The 16,748-nt window shown below is 54.4% G+C and carries 17 protein-coding genes; 12 read left to right on the top strand and 5 right to left on the bottom strand.

From position 1 onward, the window contains the following. Positions 1-141 precede the first annotated feature (141 nt). Positions 142-1,254, bottom strand: a complete 1,113-nt coding sequence (ydiK, locus tag OOJ60_RS03690; RefSeq protein WP_205611953.1) for an AI-2E family transporter YdiK — start codon at positions 1,252-1,254, stop codon at positions 142-144. Between the two features lie 213 nt (positions 1,255-1,467). Between ydiK and ydiJ the strand changes: the two genes are divergently transcribed. From ydiJ to OOJ60_RS03705, 3 genes are all read left to right on the top strand, one after another. Beyond that, on the top strand, positions 1,468-4,524 hold the full coding sequence (gene ydiJ, locus OOJ60_RS03695) for a D-2-hydroxyglutarate dehydrogenase YdiJ (protein WP_205611954.1): 3,057 nt from the start codon (positions 1,468-1,470) through the stop codon (positions 4,522-4,524). Further along, a complete protein-coding gene (gene menI / locus OOJ60_RS03700; RefSeq protein WP_060569676.1) occupies positions 4,521-4,931 on the top strand; it encodes a 1,4-dihydroxy-2-naphthoyl-CoA hydrolase in 411 nt (136 codons plus the stop codon). Before ydiJ ends, menI begins: the two co-directional genes overlap by 4 nt. A 99-nt stretch (positions 4,932-5,030) precedes the next feature. Further along, entirely contained in the window at positions 5,031-5,219 is a 189-nt protein-coding gene (locus tag OOJ60_RS03705; RefSeq protein ID WP_042282711.1) for a YdiH family protein, read from the top strand. A gap of 72 nt (positions 5,220-5,291) precedes the next feature. Here the strand turns inward: OOJ60_RS03705 and OOJ60_RS03710 are convergent, their stop codons facing one another. Further along, entirely contained in the window at positions 5,292-6,140 is an 849-nt protein-coding gene (locus OOJ60_RS03710; RefSeq protein ID WP_205611955.1) for a Vmh family MBL fold metallo-hydrolase, read from the bottom strand. Between the two features lie 121 nt (positions 6,141-6,261). Here OOJ60_RS03710 and OOJ60_RS03715 point away from each other — a divergent pair, with 121 nt between their 5' ends. The 8 genes from OOJ60_RS03715 (at position 6,262) to ldtE (ending at position 14,246) form a co-directional block, all read left to right on the top strand. Then, positions 6,262-7,143, top strand: coding sequence for a LysR family transcriptional regulator (locus OOJ60_RS03715; protein WP_233470871.1), 882 nt, complete (start codon positions 6,262-6,264; stop codon positions 7,141-7,143). Positions 7,144-7,606: 463 nt separating this feature from the next. Beyond that, entirely contained in the window at positions 7,607-7,975 is a 369-nt protein-coding gene (sufA, locus tag OOJ60_RS03720) for a Fe-S cluster assembly scaffold SufA (RefSeq protein WP_042282717.1), read from the top strand. Positions 7,976-7,983: 8 nt separating this feature from the next. Beyond that, positions 7,984-9,471, top strand: coding sequence for a Fe-S cluster assembly protein SufB (gene sufB / locus OOJ60_RS03725; RefSeq protein WP_060569679.1), 1,488 nt, complete (start codon positions 7,984-7,986; stop codon positions 9,469-9,471). A gap of 9 nt (positions 9,472-9,480) precedes the next feature. After that, the gene (sufC, locus tag OOJ60_RS03730; RefSeq protein ID WP_060569680.1) at positions 9,481-10,227 is read left to right on the top strand and encodes a Fe-S cluster assembly ATPase SufC; all 747 of its coding nucleotides are present in this window, start codon (positions 9,481-9,483) and stop codon (positions 10,225-10,227) included. Then, positions 10,202-11,473 (top strand): Fe-S cluster assembly protein SufD, encoded by a 1,272-nt coding sequence (gene sufD / locus OOJ60_RS03735; protein ID WP_042282723.1) that lies wholly within the window; start codon positions 10,202-10,204, stop codon positions 11,471-11,473. Before sufC ends, sufD begins: the two co-directional genes overlap by 26 nt. Next, positions 11,470-12,690, top strand: coding sequence for a cysteine desulfurase SufS (gene sufS / locus OOJ60_RS03740; protein ID WP_042282724.1), 1,221 nt, complete (start codon positions 11,470-11,472; stop codon positions 12,688-12,690). The genes sufD and sufS overlap by 4 nt, the downstream gene beginning before the upstream one ends. Positions 12,691-12,702: 12 nt before the next feature. Beyond that, the gene (gene sufE, locus OOJ60_RS03745; RefSeq protein ID WP_042282726.1) at positions 12,703-13,119 is read left to right on the top strand and encodes a cysteine desulfuration protein SufE; all 417 of its coding nucleotides are present in this window, start codon (positions 12,703-12,705) and stop codon (positions 13,117-13,119) included. A 131-nt stretch (positions 13,120-13,250) separates the two neighbouring features. After that, on the top strand, positions 13,251-14,246 hold the full coding sequence (ldtE, locus tag OOJ60_RS03750; RefSeq protein ID WP_042282727.1) for a L,D-transpeptidase LdtE: 996 nt from the start codon (positions 13,251-13,253) through the stop codon (positions 14,244-14,246). Between the two features lie 68 nt (positions 14,247-14,314). Here the strand turns inward: ldtE and lpp are convergent, their stop codons facing one another. From lpp to ynhH, 3 genes are all read right to left on the bottom strand, one after another. After that, on the bottom strand, positions 14,315-14,551 hold the full coding sequence (lpp, locus tag OOJ60_RS03755) for a murein lipoprotein Lpp (RefSeq protein WP_001082307.1): 237 nt from the start codon (positions 14,549-14,551) through the stop codon (positions 14,315-14,317). Between the two features lie 309 nt (positions 14,552-14,860). Then, positions 14,861-16,273 carry a pyruvate kinase PykF gene (pykF, locus tag OOJ60_RS03760; protein WP_042282731.1) on the bottom strand — a complete coding sequence of 471 codons (1,413 nt, stop codon included), beginning with the start codon at positions 16,271-16,273 and terminating at the stop codon, positions 14,861-14,863. 7 nt (positions 16,274-16,280) lie between these two features. Continuing rightward, on the bottom strand, positions 16,281-16,475 hold the full coding sequence (gene ynhH / locus OOJ60_RS03765) for a protein YnhH (RefSeq protein WP_248316086.1): 195 nt from the start codon (positions 16,473-16,475) through the stop codon (positions 16,281-16,283). Here ynhH and OOJ60_RS03770 point away from each other — a divergent pair. Continuing rightward, positions 16,449-16,652, top strand: a complete 204-nt coding sequence (locus tag OOJ60_RS03770) for a hypothetical protein (RefSeq protein WP_131729035.1) — start codon at positions 16,449-16,451, stop codon at positions 16,650-16,652. The genes ynhH and OOJ60_RS03770 overlap by 27 nt on opposite strands. Positions 16,653-16,748 lie beyond the last annotated feature (96 nt).

Here is a 16,748-nt window from a genome sequence, read left to right on the forward strand (position 1 = left end):
TCTCAATAGTTTAAAAACTGTAAAGAATTTGCGACAGAAACCCGGAGAGCGGAAGCCGTAATAGGGGAGATGTGAAAAATTCAGCAGCCTATTAATAAGCAATACTAAACATTCGGGCGACATCTGTCGCCCGAAAGAGAGTTACTTGTTGAGATCGTCAATCTCCGCCAGTTCTTCGAGGATTTCTTCTGGCTCATCCGTTGGCGGTGGCGCTTCATGTACCCACGCGGAGAACAGTCGCCAGGTAACCGCCAGCAGAACCGGGCCGATAAACAGGCCAATCATGCCGAAGGCGATCAGGCCGCCAATAACGCCAGAAAGGATCAGAATAAGCGGTAAATCCGCGCCCATACGAATCAGCACAGGGCGGATGACGTTATCAAGCGTACCTACCACGCAGCTCCATACCAACAATACGGTTCCCCAGGTGGTGTCGCCGCTCCAGTAAAGCCAGATAATGGCCGGAATCAATACCGGAAGCGGGCCAAGCTGGACGAGGCAGGAGAGGATCATCACCACCGTCAGCAACGTCGCATACGGTACGCCGGAAATCGCCAGGCCAATCCCGCCCAACACCGCCTGAACCAGAGCGGTGACCACCACGCCCAGCGCCACCGCGCGGATCGCTTGTGCGGCGAGCAGCACGGCCGCGTCGCCGCGTTTGGCTGCCAGACGACAGGCGAAATGACGAATGCCCAACGCCACCTGTTCACCCCGCCAGTACAGCAGGGCGCTGAACAACAGCATCAGTCCGCAATGCATCATAAAACGGCCGATGTGCGCCGCTTGTCCGACAAACCAGGTGGTCGTTGCGCCAATATAAGGACGAACCTTCGCCATGATCGCCGCGCCGCCCATCTCCAGCAGGTTATGCCACCCGGCATACAGTTTTGCGCCAACCAGCGGAATGCTGTTCAACCAGGCGAGATCCGGCAACGTCATGTCGCCACCGGTTATGGCGTGGATCAGCGGGCCGCTACCGTCGACGATACTGTTCACCAGAAGTGCGACAGGAATGACGAATAACAACACCAGTAAAAGCGTCATGACCAGCACCGCCAGAGAACGGCGGCCCCAGAGTAATTTTTGCAAGCGTAGTAAAACCGGCCAGGTGGCGATAACAATCGTACCGGCCCAGGCAAAGCCCAGAATAAAAGGTTGAACAATCCAGAGACACGCCACAATCATGATGGCAAGGAACAGCACCGACAGCAGCACCTGCGCGATATCCCTGGGCTGACGAACATTGACCATAAACTCTTTTCACCTTTGTAGTGCGTCAGAACGTTGACGCGACGTGAACACGCGAAACGCATCACATAATCATGCGCAGTTTCAGCGCGTTTTAACAGGCGGATTCTGCCAGTATTTCTGTTGAGCGTATAAGAAAAAAATGTGATACAACAAATGAATCAACCAAGGCAAACGATAACCTCACAATACAGACCGCAGGAAAGGGTCAGAATAATGATTCCACAAATTTCTCAGGCACCTGGCGTCGTTCAACTGGTGCTCAATTTTTTGCAAGAGCTGGAGCAACAAGGGTTTACTGGCGATACGGCAACGAGCTACGCCGATCGTCTGACGATGTCGACAGATAACAGTATTTATCAACTTCTTCCCGATGCCGTCGTTTTCCCGCGTTCAACGGCGGATGTGGCGCTGATAGCCCGAGTGGCCGCCGAACCGCGTTTCACCTCGCTGGTGTTTACCCCGCGCGGCGGCGGTACCGGAACCAACGGACAGGCGTTGAACCAGGGCATTATCGTGGACATGTCCCGCTACATGAGCCGGATCATTGAAATCAATCCGGAAGAAGGTTGGGTGCGGGTCGAAGCGGGGGTGATTAAAGACCAACTGAACCAGGTCCTCAAGCCGTACGGCTATTTCTTTGCTCCGGAGCTTTCAACCAGCAACCGGGCCACCCTTGGCGGGATGATCAATACCGATGCCTCCGGACAAGGATCGCTGGTCTACGGAAAAACCTCCGATCACGTTCTGGGCGTACGCGCTGTGCTGCTGGGCGGCGATATTCTCGACACGCAGCCGCTGCCGGTAGCGCTGGCGGAAACGTTGGGGGAAAGTCATACCACCATTGGACGTATCTATCGCACGGTCCTTGAACGCTGCCGCGACAATCGCCAGCTTATCATGGATAACTTCCCCAAACTGAACCGCTTTCTTACCGGCTACGACTTACGGCATGTTTTTAACGACGACATGACCGAGTTCGATCTGACCCGAATTCTCACCGGTTCGGAAGGGACGCTGGCCTTTATTACCGAAGCCCGGCTGGACATTACGCCGTTGCCGAAGGTTCGTCGACTGGTGAACGTCAAATACGACTCTTTTGACTCCGCGCTGCGCAATGCGCCGTTTATGGTAGAGGCAAGAGCGCTTTCCGTCGAAACCGTCGACTCGAAAGTGCTGAACCTGGCACGGGAAGATATCGTCTGGCATTCGGTAAGCGAATTAATCACCGATGTGCCGGACAAAGAGATGCTTGGCCTGAACATCGTTGAATTCGCCGGTGACGACGAAGCGCTAATTGACGGCCAGGTGGCGGCACTGTGTGAGCGGCTGGACGGATTAATCGCCCATGGAGAAGCCGGGGTGATTGGCTGGCAGCTTTGCGCCGATCTGGCGGGCGTAGAGCGTATTTATGCGATGCGCAAAAAAGCGGTGGGTCTGCTGGGCAACGCGAAAGGGGCGGCGAAACCCATCCCATTTGCCGAAGATACCTGCGTACCGCCGGAGCATCTTGCCGATTACATTGCCGAGTTTCGCGCCTTGCTCGACGGTCACGGTCTGAGCTACGGCATGTTTGGCCATGTAGACGCGGGCGTTCTGCATGTGCGTCCGGCGCTGGACATGTGCGATCCGCAGCAGGAAGTGCTGATGAAGCAAATCTCCGATGAAGTGGTGGCGCTGACGGCGAAGTATGGCGGCCTGCTCTGGGGTGAGCACGGCAAAGGGTTTCGCGCCGAGTACAGCCCGGCGTTTTTTGGCGACGCGCTGTATGCGGAACTGCGTAAAGTGAAGGCGGTATTTGATCCGCAGAACCGCCTGAATCCGGGGAAAATCTGTCCGCCGGAAGGCGTGGACGCGCCGATGATGAAAGTGGACGCCGTCAAGCGCGGCACGTATGACCGGCAGATCCCGCTGGCGGTGCGTCAAACCTGGCGCGGGGCGATGGAGTGCAACGGAAACGGACTGTGCTTTAACTTCGATGCGAAAAGCCCGATGTGTCCGTCGATGAAAATCAGTCTCAACCGTATCCATTCACCGAAAGGGCGAGCGACCCTGGTGCGTGAGTGGCTGCGTTTGCTGGCGGATCGCGGTGTTGATCCGGTGCGCCTCGAAACTGCGCTGGCGAATAAACGTCCCAGCTTACGCTCGCTGATCGCCCGGACCCGTAATACCTGGCACGCGGGTAAGGGCGAATATGATTTCTCGCATGAAGTCAAAGAGGCGATGTCCGGCTGCCTGGCCTGTAAAGCCTGTTCGACCCAGTGTCCGATCAAAATTGACGTACCGGAATTCCGTTCGCGTTTCCTGCAGCTTTACCATACGCGCTACTTACGTCCGCTGCGCGATCATCTGGTGGCGACAGTAGAAACCTATGCGCCGCTGATGGCGCGCGCGCCAAAGACCTTCAACTTCTTTATTAACCAGCCGCTGGTGCGCAAGCTGTCGGCAAAACACATCGGCATGGTGGATCTGCCGCTACTGTCGACGCCGTCGTTGCAGCAGCAAATGGTCGGACACCGTTCGGCCAACATGACGCTTGAGCAGCTTGAGGCGCTTAGCGATACGCAAAAAGCGAATACAGTGCTGGTGGTGCAGGATCCGTTCACCAGTTACTACGACGCTCGGGTTGTGGCGGATTTTGTACGCCTGATCGAAAAGTTAGGTTTCCAGCCGGTACTGCTGCCGTTTTCGCCAAACGGTAAGGCACAACATATTAAAGGCTTCCTGACCCGTTTTGCGAAAACGGCTAAAAAGACCTCTGAGTTTTTAAACCGTGTGGCGCAACTGGGGATGCCGATGGTGGGGGTCGATCCGGCGCTGGTGCTTTGCTACCGCGATGAATATACGCTCGCGCTCGGCGAGCAGCGCGGTGATTTTCACGTACAGCTGGCCAACGAGTGGCTGGCGACAGCGCTGGCCCCGAAGTCTATGGGAGAAATCAGCGGCGAGCCGTGGTACTTCTTTGGCCACTGTACCGAGGTCACCGCGCTTCCCGGCGCGCCTGCGCAGTGGGCGTCAATTTTTGCTCGCTTTGGCGCGAAACTGGAAAATGTCAGCGTCGGCTGCTGCGGTATGGCCGGAACTTACGGGCATGAGGCAAAGAATCATGCCAGTTCCCTGGGGATTTATGAACTGTCCTGGCATCAGGCGATGGAGCGACTGCCCCGTAACCGCTGCCTGGCGACGGGGTATTCCTGCCGCAGCCAGGTGAAGCGGGTGGAAGGCACGGGCGTACGCCATCCTGTACAGGCACTACTGGAGATAATGGGATGATCTGGAAACGTGACGTCACACTCGACGCGCTCAACGCAATGGGCGAGGGCAACATGGTTGGGTTACTGGACATTCGCTTTGAAAAGATCGGCGCGGATACGCTTGAAGCCTCTATGCCTGTTGACGGCCGAACAAAGCAGCCGTTTGGTCTGCTGCACGGCGGTGCGTCTGTCGTGCTGGCCGAAAGCATCGGCTCCGTCGCCGGGTATCTCTGCACTGAGGGCGAACAAAAAGTGGTCGGACTGGAAATAAACGCCAACCATGTTCGTTCTGCCCGGGAAGGACGCGTGAAAGGGGTCTGTAGGGCGATACACACCGGTTCACGCCATCAGGTCTGGCAAATCGATATCTATGATGAGCAGCAGCGTTTATGCTGCACATCACGCTTAACGACAGCTATTGTGTGACGTTTTCACCAAAAAAATGTGATCTATATTGCTTTTGGTCATTATTTGCGCAGCGGAAAGTGATACAATGTGCATGTTTTGACCATAAGCGAGGATGATATGACCAGCCAATTAGACCCGGCCCAACTGGCAATTGAATTTTTACGTCGTGATAAAACCGAGCTCTCACCAGCCCAATACCTTAAAAGACTGAAACAGCTTGAGCTGGAGTTTGCCGATTTACTGACGCTTTCTTCGACTGAACTGAAGGAAGAGATCTATTTTGCCTGGCGCCTTGGCGTTCATTGATTCAGCGATGTACCTCATAGCGAATGCCCCGGCCTCTGGTCGGGGTTATTTTTTGTCGACGAATAAACGCCATTACCACGTCATTTCACCACTGTTCACCTTTGCGCTCAATGCCAGCGAGCTTTCATCTGCCAGCCCGGGCCACGCGGCCTTTACGGTTTCGATAACGTAAGCTGACCCTTTTTTCGCCTCCAGCGCGTGTTCAAACGTTTGCAGATAATTTTGGGTAAAGCGGATCGCCGTATCACCGGCGGGTCGTGCGCCGAGGTAATGACCCGGGATCACCTGAGTCGGCTGCAGGCTGCGCATTTCGCTCAGCACGTCGCGCCAGGCCGTACGTTGCTTTTCAGATTGAGTGTCAGCGGTCCAGATGTGGATCCCGGACGCGACGCCGGTACCGCCCAGAATCGCCCGATTTGCCGGGATCCAGACATAAGCCGCATAGTTGCCAGGATGGCGAAGTTCCAGTGTTTCTCCGTCAATGTGAAAACGCGTCCCGGTAGTGACCTGCGGTACGGTGATGGTTTTCGGCACGCCGTCCTTCATCTGCGGTCCCCAGTATTGCAGCTTTGCGTCTTTTGTTTCCTGAATATGTTTGACCACTTCAGGCGTCGCCAGCACTTTTACCTGAGGATAGGCTTTCACAATCGGCTCAAGACCGAAGTAAAAGTCCGGATCACCCGAGGTAATGACCACGGCTTTCAGTGACTTACCGCTGGCCTGAATCATCTTAAGTAATTTTTCGCCATCTTTAGTGCTGAACTGCGCATCAAACAAAATGGCTTCCGTTGGTCCGGATACCAGGGTGGAAGAGACCGGGAAAATGGCGTTCTCCTGAGGGTTATACACCTCAAGATGCAGTGGGGCGGCAAAGACCGGTGAAGCGAGCAGCGTCAGTGCCGCCAGGGTTTTTATTTTCATGACAGTAACCTTTTGCAGATGAAGTGTTGTTTAAGGCTACGCATTTTAAGCCAATCCCGATCTGTTAGAATTCCTTAAACAGGACATGCTGAGTTTCATAAAACGATCGGATGGAGGTAAAGTGGACAGAGTGATGGCGGCGACGGTATTTAATCACATCTGTGATTTAGGCAGTATGAGCGCCGCGGCGCGAGCGCTCGGGCTTTCCAGACCGATGGTCAGCCGCTATCTTGAGGAAATGGAAAAATGGGCTGGCGCACGACTGATCCACCGTTCTTTACGCAGGCTCACCATCACGCCTGCTGGCGAAGAGGTCCTGCTAAAAACCCGCACGTTGGCGCAGCTTTCTCAGGGCATTGGCGCGGTTGCGGCGGGAGGTATGCCTTCCGGAACCTTGCGTGTCGCCTGTGCCCATTTTACGGCGATGCATATTCTTGCGCCGGTACTGCCAGCATTTTTAACCCGCTACCCGGATCTGCGGATTGAAGTCGAGATTAATAACCAGCCCGTGAGTCTGGTTGGGGAACGAATCGATCTCGCTATTCGTATTACCGACGCGCCGGAGCCGGGTACTATCGCTCGTCGTCTTGGCAGCTGTGAGTCAGTGCTTTGCGCATCGCCTGCTTATCTGAAGCAACATGGTACGCCACAAACACCGGACGACCTTACCCGTCATAACTGCCTTTATTACAGCGGGTTTGCCGGGAAATCCTGGCGCTTTCTTGATGCCCGCGGTGAGGCGGTTTCTGTCGCGATAAAAGGTAACCTCAGCGCCGGGATTTCCTCGCTTTTAGGCGAGGCGGCGTTGGCAGGAATGGGCGTGGCGTTGATACCGGAAAAAGAGGCGCGGGAAGGGTTAACAAGCGGTGCGCTGGTGCCTTTGCTGCCCAGGCATAAACCCCGGCCTTTGCCGGTGTACGGCTTGTATCTTTCCCGCGCGCACCAGTCGGCGGGGCTACGACTGCTGCTCGACGCGGTGAAAGACATACTCTCAGTAAACTGAAGAAATTGATCCGCCATACAAAATGCGCGGATCGCAATTAGTGTTAAAACTGATCGCTGACGATATGAGAATATTCTTAAAGCCCCTTCAAGAGCTAAGCCATTGCGAGTGCCGGAGATAAGCGCCGGATGGGGCGGGAACCCTTAAGGCTGTGATGAACAGCCTTAAGGGTTTTTTTCTTTGCGACAATCACGCGCCACTGCCTATCCGTGAAATAGACATTTTCTATACATCTTTCCCTTTTTGACCACCCTGGTCGATGTTTTTTTCTGAACGCTTTATTTTTCAAACAATTGCAAAAAACTCACCCTGACTTATAACCCGCGTAGCAAGGTCTATGCTTAATAAAAGCCGTTAAAAAGGGTGATTAAGGGGAATGCCCCTGCTGTTGAGGGGTTGAAGTGATAATCATTATCACTAACATGGTGTTATAGCCTGATGGCTCATTACGCGAGGTCATTCTATGGAATTGCATTCAGGAACATTTAACCCAGACGATTTTGCCTGGCGCGGATTAACGCTAACCCCTTCGGCGGCCGCGCATATTCGCGAACTGGTGGCCAAACAGCCGGGAATGCTGGGCGTGCGCCTGGGCGTTAAACAGACCGGCTGCGCTGGCTTTGGTTACGTGCTGGATACGGTCAGTGAGCCTGAAAAGGACGATCTGCTGTTCGAATACGAGGGCGCGAAACTTTACGTCCCGCTTCAGGCGATGCCGTTTATCGACGGGACGGAAGTCGATTATGTCCGGGAAGGATTAAACCAGTTATTCAAATTTCATAACCCGAAAGCCCAGAACGAATGCGGCTGTGGCGAAAGCTTTGGGGTATAGGCGGTACTATGTCTCGTAATACTGAAGCAACTGACGATGTCAAAACCTGGACCGGCGGCCCGCTGAACTACAAAGAAGGTTTCTTTACCCAGTTACAAACTGATGAGCTGGCGAAAGGAATTAACGAAGACGTGGTGCGCGCGATTTCTGCAAAACGTAACGAACCAGAGTGGATGCTGACCTTTCGCCTCAATGCCTACCGGGCATGGGTAGAAATGGCTGAACCGCACTGGCTGAAAGCCCACTACGATAAGCTGAATTATCAGGATTACAGCTATTACTCTGCGCCGTCATGCGGTCACTGCGACGACACCTGCGCATCACAGCCGGGAGCGGTTCAGCAAACGGGCGCCAACGCGTTCCTCAGTAAAGAGGTGGAGGCCGCGTTTGAGCAGCTTGGCGTGCCTGTGCGCGAAGGGCGGGAAGTGGCGGTCGATGCTATTTTTGACTCCGTTTCAGTCGCCACCACCTACCGGGAAAAGCTGGCGGAACAAGGCATTATTTTTTGTTCTTTCGGCGAGGCGATCCATGATCACCCGGAACTGGTGAAGAAATACCTTGGTACGGTAGTCCCCGCGAACGATAACTTTTTTGCCGCGCTAAACGCCGCCGTGGCGTCAGACGGTACCTTCATTTATGTGCCGAAGGGCGTACGTTGCCCCATGGAGCTTTCCACCTATTTTCGCATTAACGCGGAAAAAACCGGGCAATTTGAACGCACCATCCTTGTGGCGGATGAGGGCAGCTACGTCAGCTATATCGAGGGATGTTCAGCACCAGTGCGCGACAGCTATCAGCTACACGCCGCAGTCGTGGAAGTGATCATCCATAAAGACGCCGAAGTGAAGTATTCCACGGTGCAGAACTGGTTCCCGGGTGATAACAACACCGGCGGGATCCTCAACTTCGTTACCAAACGCGCGTTGTGCGAAGGGGAAAACAGCAAAATGTCGTGGACCCAGTCGGAAACCGGCTCGGCGATCACTTGGAAATACCCGAGCTGTATTCTGCGTGGCGACAACTCGATTGGCGAGTTTTATTCCGTGGCGTTGACCAGCGGGCACCAGCAGGCCGATACCGGCACCAAAATGATCCATATCGGTAAAAATACCCGCTCGACCATCATTTCGAAAGGGATCTCCGCCGGACACAGCCAGAACAGCTATCGTGGGCTGGTGAAAATCATGCCGACGGCGACCAATGCCCGCAACTTTACCCAGTGCGATTCAATGCTGATCGGCGCGGATTGCGGGGCGCATACTTTCCCGTACGTCGAATGCCGTAATAACAGCGCCCAGCTCGAGCACGAAGCGACCACATCGCGGATCGGTGAAGATCAGCTGTTCTATTGCCTGCAGCGCGGTATCAGCGAAGAAGATGCGATCTCGATGATCGTCAACGGCTTCTGTAAAGACGTGTTCTCCGAATTGCCGCTGGAGTTTGCCGTCGAAGCACAAAAACTATTAGCTATTAGCCTTGAACACAGCGTCGGTTAAGGAAGTATCATGTTAAATATTAAAGATTTACAGGTCAGTGTCGAAGATAAAGCGATCCTGCGTGGGCTGAACCTTGAGGTTCGTCCCGGCGAAGTGCACGCGATCATGGGACCGAACGGTTCCGGTAAAAGCACGCTTTCCGCGACGCTGGCAGGACGCGAAGATTACGAGGTAATCGGCGGTTCCGTCGCGTTTAAAGGTAAAGATCTGCTGGCGCTGGCGCCGGAAGAGAGAGCCGGTGAAGGCATTTTCATGGCCTTTCAGTACCCGGTGGAAATTCCCGGCGTCAGCAATCAGTTTTTCCTGCAAACGGCGCTAAACGCGGTGCGCAGCTATCGCGGCCAGGAGACGCTGGACCGTTTTGATTTTCAGGACCTGATGGAAGAGAAAATCGCGCTGCTGAAAATGCCGGAAGATCTGTTGACCCGCTCGGTCAACGTGGGTTTTTCCGGCGGCGAGAAAAAACGCAACGACATTCTGCAAATGGCGGTGCTGGAGCCGGAGTTGTGCATTCTGGATGAGTCGGATTCCGGGCTGGATATTGATGCCCTGAAAATCGTCGCCGATGGCGTGAATTCCCTGCGGGACGGCAAGCGCGCATTCATCATCGTTACGCACTATCAGCGCATCCTTGACTATATCAAACCTGATTTTGTCCACGTCCTGTATCAGGGGCGGATTGTGAAGTCTGGCGATTTCACTCTGGTCAAACAACTGGAGGAGCAGGGATATGGCTGGCTTACCGAACAGCAGTAATGCGTTGCAGCAGTGGCATCATCTGTTTGAAGCCGAGGGCGAGTCGCGTTCCACCCAGGCGCAACAGCACTTACAGCAATTACTGCGACTGGGCCTGCCGACGCGGAAACATGAAAACTGGAAATACACGCCGCTGGAAGGATTAATCAACAGCCAGTTCGTCAGCCGCTTCGCGGACATAGGGACGGCGCAGCGGGATGCGTTGGCGCTACAAATTGATGCGCTGCGTCTGGTTTTTGTTGATGGGAAATTCAGTCCGGCGCTGAGCGACAGCTGTGAAAACAGCGGCTTTGACGTTGCGATCAACGATGAGCGCCAGACGCTGCCTGACGCGGTGCAGCCGGAGGTGTTTCTGCATCTCACCGAAAGCCTGGCGCACAGCGTAACCCATATCCACGTTAAGCGTAATCAGCGTCCTGACAAGCCGCTGCTATTGATGCACATTACGCAGGGTGTGGGCGACGATGAGGTGAACACCGCTCATTATCGTCATCATCTGGAACTGGCGGAAGGCGCAGAAGCAACGGTCATTGAACATTACGTGAGCCTCAATGACGCGCGACACTTTACCGGCGCGCGTCTGACAATGAATGTGGCAGCCAACGCGCATCTGCATCACGTGAAGCTGGCGTTTGAAAATCCGTTAAGCCATCACTTCGCCCATAATGATATTTTAATGGCGGCGGACGCCTCGGCGCACAGCCACAGTTTTCTGCTGGGGGATGCGGTACTGCGTCATAACACCAGCACCCGGCTGAACGGTGAGAACACGACGCTACGAATCAACAGCCTCGCGATGCCGGTGAAAAATGAAGTCTGTGATACCCGCACCTGGCTTGAGCACAACAAAGGCTATTGCAACAGCCGTCAGCTGCATAAAACCATTGTCAGCGATAAAGGGCGCGCGGTCTTCAACGGTCTGATTAACGTTGCCCCGTACGCGATCAAAACCGACGGTCAGATGACCAACAATAATCTGCTGCTGGGTAAACTCGCCGAGGTGGATACCAAACCGCAGCTTGAGATTTACGCCGACGACGTGAAGTGTAGCCATGGCGCGACGGTGGGACGCATTGACGATGAACAGATGTTCTATCTGCGCTCGCGCGGGATCGGCCAGCAGGACGCCCAGCAGATGATTCTCTATGCCTTTGCCGCTGAACTGACGGAAGCCATCGGCGACGAGGCGCTGAAGCAACAGGTTCTGGCGCGAATCGGCCAGCGCCTGCCGGGAGGCAGAGCATGACATTTTCTATCGACAACGTGCGTGCGGATTTTCCCGTGCTTACGCGAGAAGTCAACGGTCTGCCGCTGGCGTACCTTGATAGCGCCGCCAGCGCGCAGAAGCCCAGTCAGGTTATCGACGCGGAGGCGGAATTCTACCGCCATGGCTATGCGGCGGTGCATCGCGGTATTCATACTCTGAGCGCCCAGGCGACGGAGCGAATGGAGAACGTTCGCAAACTGGCGTCGCTGTTTATTAACGCCCGCTCAGCGGAGGAACTGGTGTTCGTTCGCGGCACCACGGAAGGCATCAATCTGGTGGCCAACAGTTGGGGGCCGGAAAACGTTCACCGTGGCGATAACATCATTATCAGCGAAATGGAGCACCACGCTAATATTGTGCCCTGGCAGATGCTATGCGCGCGCGTGGGGGCTGAACTGCGGGTAATTCCGCTCAATACCGACGGAACGCTCCAGCTTGAAATTCTGCCATCGCTGCTGGACGAGAAAACCCGCCTGCTGGCCATTACCCATGTTTCGAACGTGTTAGGCACCGAGAACCCGATCGCTGAAATCACCGCGCTGGCCCATCAGTACGGGGCTAAAGTCCTGGTGGACGGCGCGCAGGCGGTCATGCACCACCCGGTCGATGTTCAGGCGCTGGACTGCGACTTCTACGTTTTTTCCGCGCATAAACTGTACGGCCCGACCGGTATCGGCGTGCTGTACGTAAAAGACGTCATCCTGCAGGCGATGCCGCCGTGGGAAGGGGGCGGCTCAATGATCGCTACGGTCAGCCTGACCCAGGGCACCACCTGGACGAAAGCGCCGTGGCGTTTTGAGGCGGGTACGCCGAATACCGGAGGAATTATCGGTCTGGGCGCCGCGCTGGAGTATGTCTCAGCGCTGGGGCTGGAAAATATCGGCGAGTACGAACAGAATTTGATGCATTACGCGCTGGCGCAACTGGCGGCGGTGCCTGACCTCACGCTGTACGGCCCGCTTAACCGGCTTGGCGTGATCGCGTTTAATCTCGGTCACCATCACGCCTATGATGTCGGTAGTTTCCTTGATAACTACGGTATTGCTGTCCGTACCGGACACCATTGCGCTATGCCGCTGATGGCGTTTTATCAGGTTCCGGCGATGTGTCGCGCGTCGCTGGCAATGTATAACACCCATGAAGAAGTGGATCGTCTGGTGACCGGGCTGCAGCGTATTCATCGCTTACTGGGATAACAGGGAGGCACTATGGCCGCGTTGCCGGATAAAGAGAAGCTATTACGTAATTTTCAACGTTGCGCGAACTGGGAAGAAAAGTACCTGTATATTATCGAGCTGGGTCAGCGACTGCCGATGCTGTCTGAAAACGATCGCGTTGCTGATAATAAAATTGAGGGCTGTCAGAGCCAGGTCTGGATTGTGATGCGCCAGAACGGGCAGGGAGTGATTGAGCTTGAGGGCGACAGCGATGCGGCCATCGTAAAGGGGCTGATTGCGGTGGTGTTTATTTTGTATCACCAGATGACGCCGCAGGATATTGTTAATTTTGATGTCCGCCCGTGGTTCGAAAAAATGGCGCTCACCCAACATCTCACCCCGTCCCGCTCCCAGGGGCTTGAAGCGATGATCCGCGCGATTCGCACGAAAGCTGCAACTCTTAGCTAAACTTAACAGACGCACGCTGTAAAATACCTGACAGGACGCAGGTGCGTCTTGTCAGGCTTGCAGGTTCGCGAGCCTCGTAGTCCGGATGCGGCATTCACTGCCGTCCGGCATCAACGCCAGGGGGGTGACATATGAAACGCGCGTCTTTATTAACACTTATGCTTATCGGCGCTTACAGTGCTTTACAGGCTGCCTGGGCGGTGGATTATCCACTGCCGCCGGCAGGAAGTCGTCTCATTGGTCAGAATCAAACGTATACGGTGCAGGCGGGGGATAAAAATCTCCAGGCCATCGCCCGTCGCTTTGATACCGCCGCGATGCTCATTCTGGAGGCTAACAATACCATCGCTCCGGTGCCGAAACCCGGTACGTTAATCACTATCCCGTCGCAAATGCTGCTGCCCGACGCGCCGCGTGAAGGGATCATCGTGAATCTCGCAGAGCTACGTCTGTACTATTACCCGCCGGGGGAAAATATCGTGCAGGTCTATCCTATCGGTATTGGTCTGGAGGGGCTGGAAACGCCGGTGATGGAAACGCGGGTAGGGCAGAAAATACCGAACCCGACATGGACGCCGACAGCGGGCATCCGCAAGCGCTCTCTTGAGCGGGGAATAACCCTGCCTGCGGTCGTCCCTGCCGGGCCGAATAACCCGCTTGGACGCTTTGCGCTGCGTCTGGCGCATGGAAACGGTGAATACCTTATCCATGGCACCAGCCAGCCGGACAGCGTCGGGCTGCGCGTCAGCTCCGGCTGTATTCGTATGAATGCGCCAGACATTAAAGCGCTGTTCGCTTCGGTACGAACCGGAACGCCGGTTAAGGTCATCAACGAGCCGGTGAAATACGCCGTTGAGCCGAACGGTATGCGGTATGTTGAAGTTCATCGACCGCTGTCGCCGGAAGAGGAACAGAATGTGCAGACCATGCCGTATGTTCTGCCTGCCGGTTTCACCCAGTTCAAAGCGATGAAAGAGGTCGACAACACGCTGGTGGACAAAGCATTGTACCGGCGCGCCGGGTATCCGGTAGCCGTTTCTTCCGGACAGACGCCAGCGGTGGCGGCAACCCCCGTGGTACAGTCAGCGCAGAATGGTGGGGTAACGCAAGAAACGCAAACGCAGTAGCAGGAAAGGCAAACGAAGGGCAAAAAAAATGGCGCACAATGTGCGCCATTTTTATTACGCAGGTACTATTACTTACGGTATTTAGTAGCCTGGTTGTCCAGACGCTGGTTAGCGCGAGCTGCGTCGTCTTTAGCAGCCTGAACGTCGGAACGCATTGCGTTCACGTCGTTGCTCAGCTGGTCAACTTTAGCGTTCAGAGTCTGAACGTCAGAAGACAGCTGATCGATTTTAGCGTTGCTGGAGCAACCAGCCAGCAGAGTAGAACCCAGGATTACCGCGCCCAGTACCAGTTTAGTACGATTCATTATTAATACCCTCTAGATTGAGTTAATCTCCATGTAGCGTTACAAGTATTACACAAAGTTTTTTAGGTTGAGAATATTTTTTTGATGAGAAGATGCTTATTTTTGATCGTTCGCTCAAAGAAGCATCGAAATGTCGGAATGTATCTAAAAAACTGAGGGAAAACAGGCTGCTTCCATCGGATTCGTCTTAGATAATCGGCAATTAGATAGTGAAATCCGATTTGCTTTTTTATTAATAGCGGCTATTGATGAAATAAAAAAAGCGCCGCGAGGGCGCTTTTTTAAACCAATTAATTCACTCCGGAATTATTACAGCACGTGAACAGAGGCGGTGTTAGTGGTGCCGCTCGGAACCAGCGCGCCAGAAACCATCACGACCACGTCGCCTTTCTGTGCCAGACCGCTCTGTTGGGCAACTTCTTTACCCAGGCGGTAGAAATCATCCGTAGAATTGATTTCTTTGACCAGCTGCGGCACAACGCCTTTACTGAGCACTAACTGACGTGCGGTCACTTCATTGGTGGTCAGCGCCAGGATGGTCGCATCCGGGAAGTACTTACGCACGGCGCGTGCAGATTTACCGCCCTGGGTCGCGACCACGATCAGCGGCGCTTCCAGTTTTTCAGCGGTTTCAACAGCACCACGGCACACGGCTTCAGTGATGCGCAGCTTACGGCTGTCGTTGTTGAAGTCCAGACGGCTGGTCATCACGCGGTCGGTACGCTCGCAGATGGTCGCCATGATAGAGACCGCTTCCAGCGGGTATTTGCCTTTCGCGGATTCGCCGGACAGCATGACGGCATCGGTTCCGTCGAGGATGGCGTTCGCCACGTCGCCAGCTTCTGCGCGGGTTGGGCGTGGGTTTTTGATCATGGAGTCGAGCATTTGCGTCGCGGTGATCACCACTTTACGCGCGCGGATACATTTTTCGATCATCATCTTCTGCGCAAAGATCACTTCTTCGACCGGGATTTCTACGCCAAGGTCGCCACGGGCAACCATGATGCCGTCGGACGCTTCGAGGATTTCGTCGAAGTTGTTCAGGCCTTCCTGGTTTTCAATTTTGGAGATGATCTGGATGTTTTCGCCGCCGTGCGCTTTCAGGTGCTCACGAATCTCAACCACGTCAGAGCGCTTACGGATAAAGGATGCGGCAACGAAGTCAACGCCTTGCTCGCAGCCGAAGATCAGATCCTGTTTATCTTTTTCCGCCAGGGCCGGCAGAGCGATAGAGACGCCCGGCAGGTTTACGCCTTTGTTCTCGCCCAGATCGCCGTTGTTCAGCACTTTACAAATCACTTTGTTGCCTTCGATGGCGGTCACTTCCATGCCGATCAGACCGTCGTCGACCAGTACGGTGTTGCCGACGGCGAGGTCAGCGGTGAAACCTTCGTAAGTTACAGCGACGATTTCGCTGTTACCCACAACGGATTTGTCAGTGGTAAAAGTGAAGGTCTGGCCTGCTTTCAGGGACACGTCGTTGCCGCCTTCCAGCTTGATGGTACGGATTTCCGGACCTTTGGTATCCAGCAAAATCGCGGCTTTCTTGCCGGTTTTACTCATGACGTTGCGCAGGTTCTGGATACGCTGACCGTGTTCTGCATAATCACCATGAGAGAAGTTCAGGCGCATGACGTTCATGCCCGCGTCCAGCATTTTGGTTAACATCTCTTCAGATTCGGTTTTCGGGCCGATGGTGCAAACAATTTTCGTCTTTTTCATGACAGTCTTAGTCTTTAAGTTGAGAAGGATATGGGAAGCTGGCTTCCGGCGCGCACCGCCAGGAAGCGAAACCGGTATTACGAAAGTGATGGTGCCTCGCTCTAAGGATAGGTGACATCGAAAAAGCGTGCAGAGGAATGTGTGCTTGTGTTTCAGCCCAACGGAAAGGGACGTTTTGTGTACGCTGAGTTTTACAGGCCAATGTGCTGAAACCATTCAAGAGACAGTTGGCGCGCATTATACGCTGTTTTTTTCCAAAAAGGAAAATGAAAACAGCGTTTCAAAATACATCTGGGCAGTTTCACAACAAACTGTATTTAAAGGAAACGTATTGCCCAAAATCATTCGCGCAATTTATGGTTCAGTTGCGCAACAATGAGATATTCCTCCTGGTTATAACCAAATTCTTTTTTATTCATTTCAATTTAAACCCGGACACCGCATCCATCAGCCCATCGTCGGTGTACAGACCCTG

Origin of the sequence: Citrobacter sp. R4 (assembly GCF_026719175.1) — a bacterium.
Taxonomy (GTDB): domain Bacteria; phylum Pseudomonadota; class Gammaproteobacteria; order Enterobacterales; family Enterobacteriaceae; genus Citrobacter_A; species Citrobacter_A sedlakii.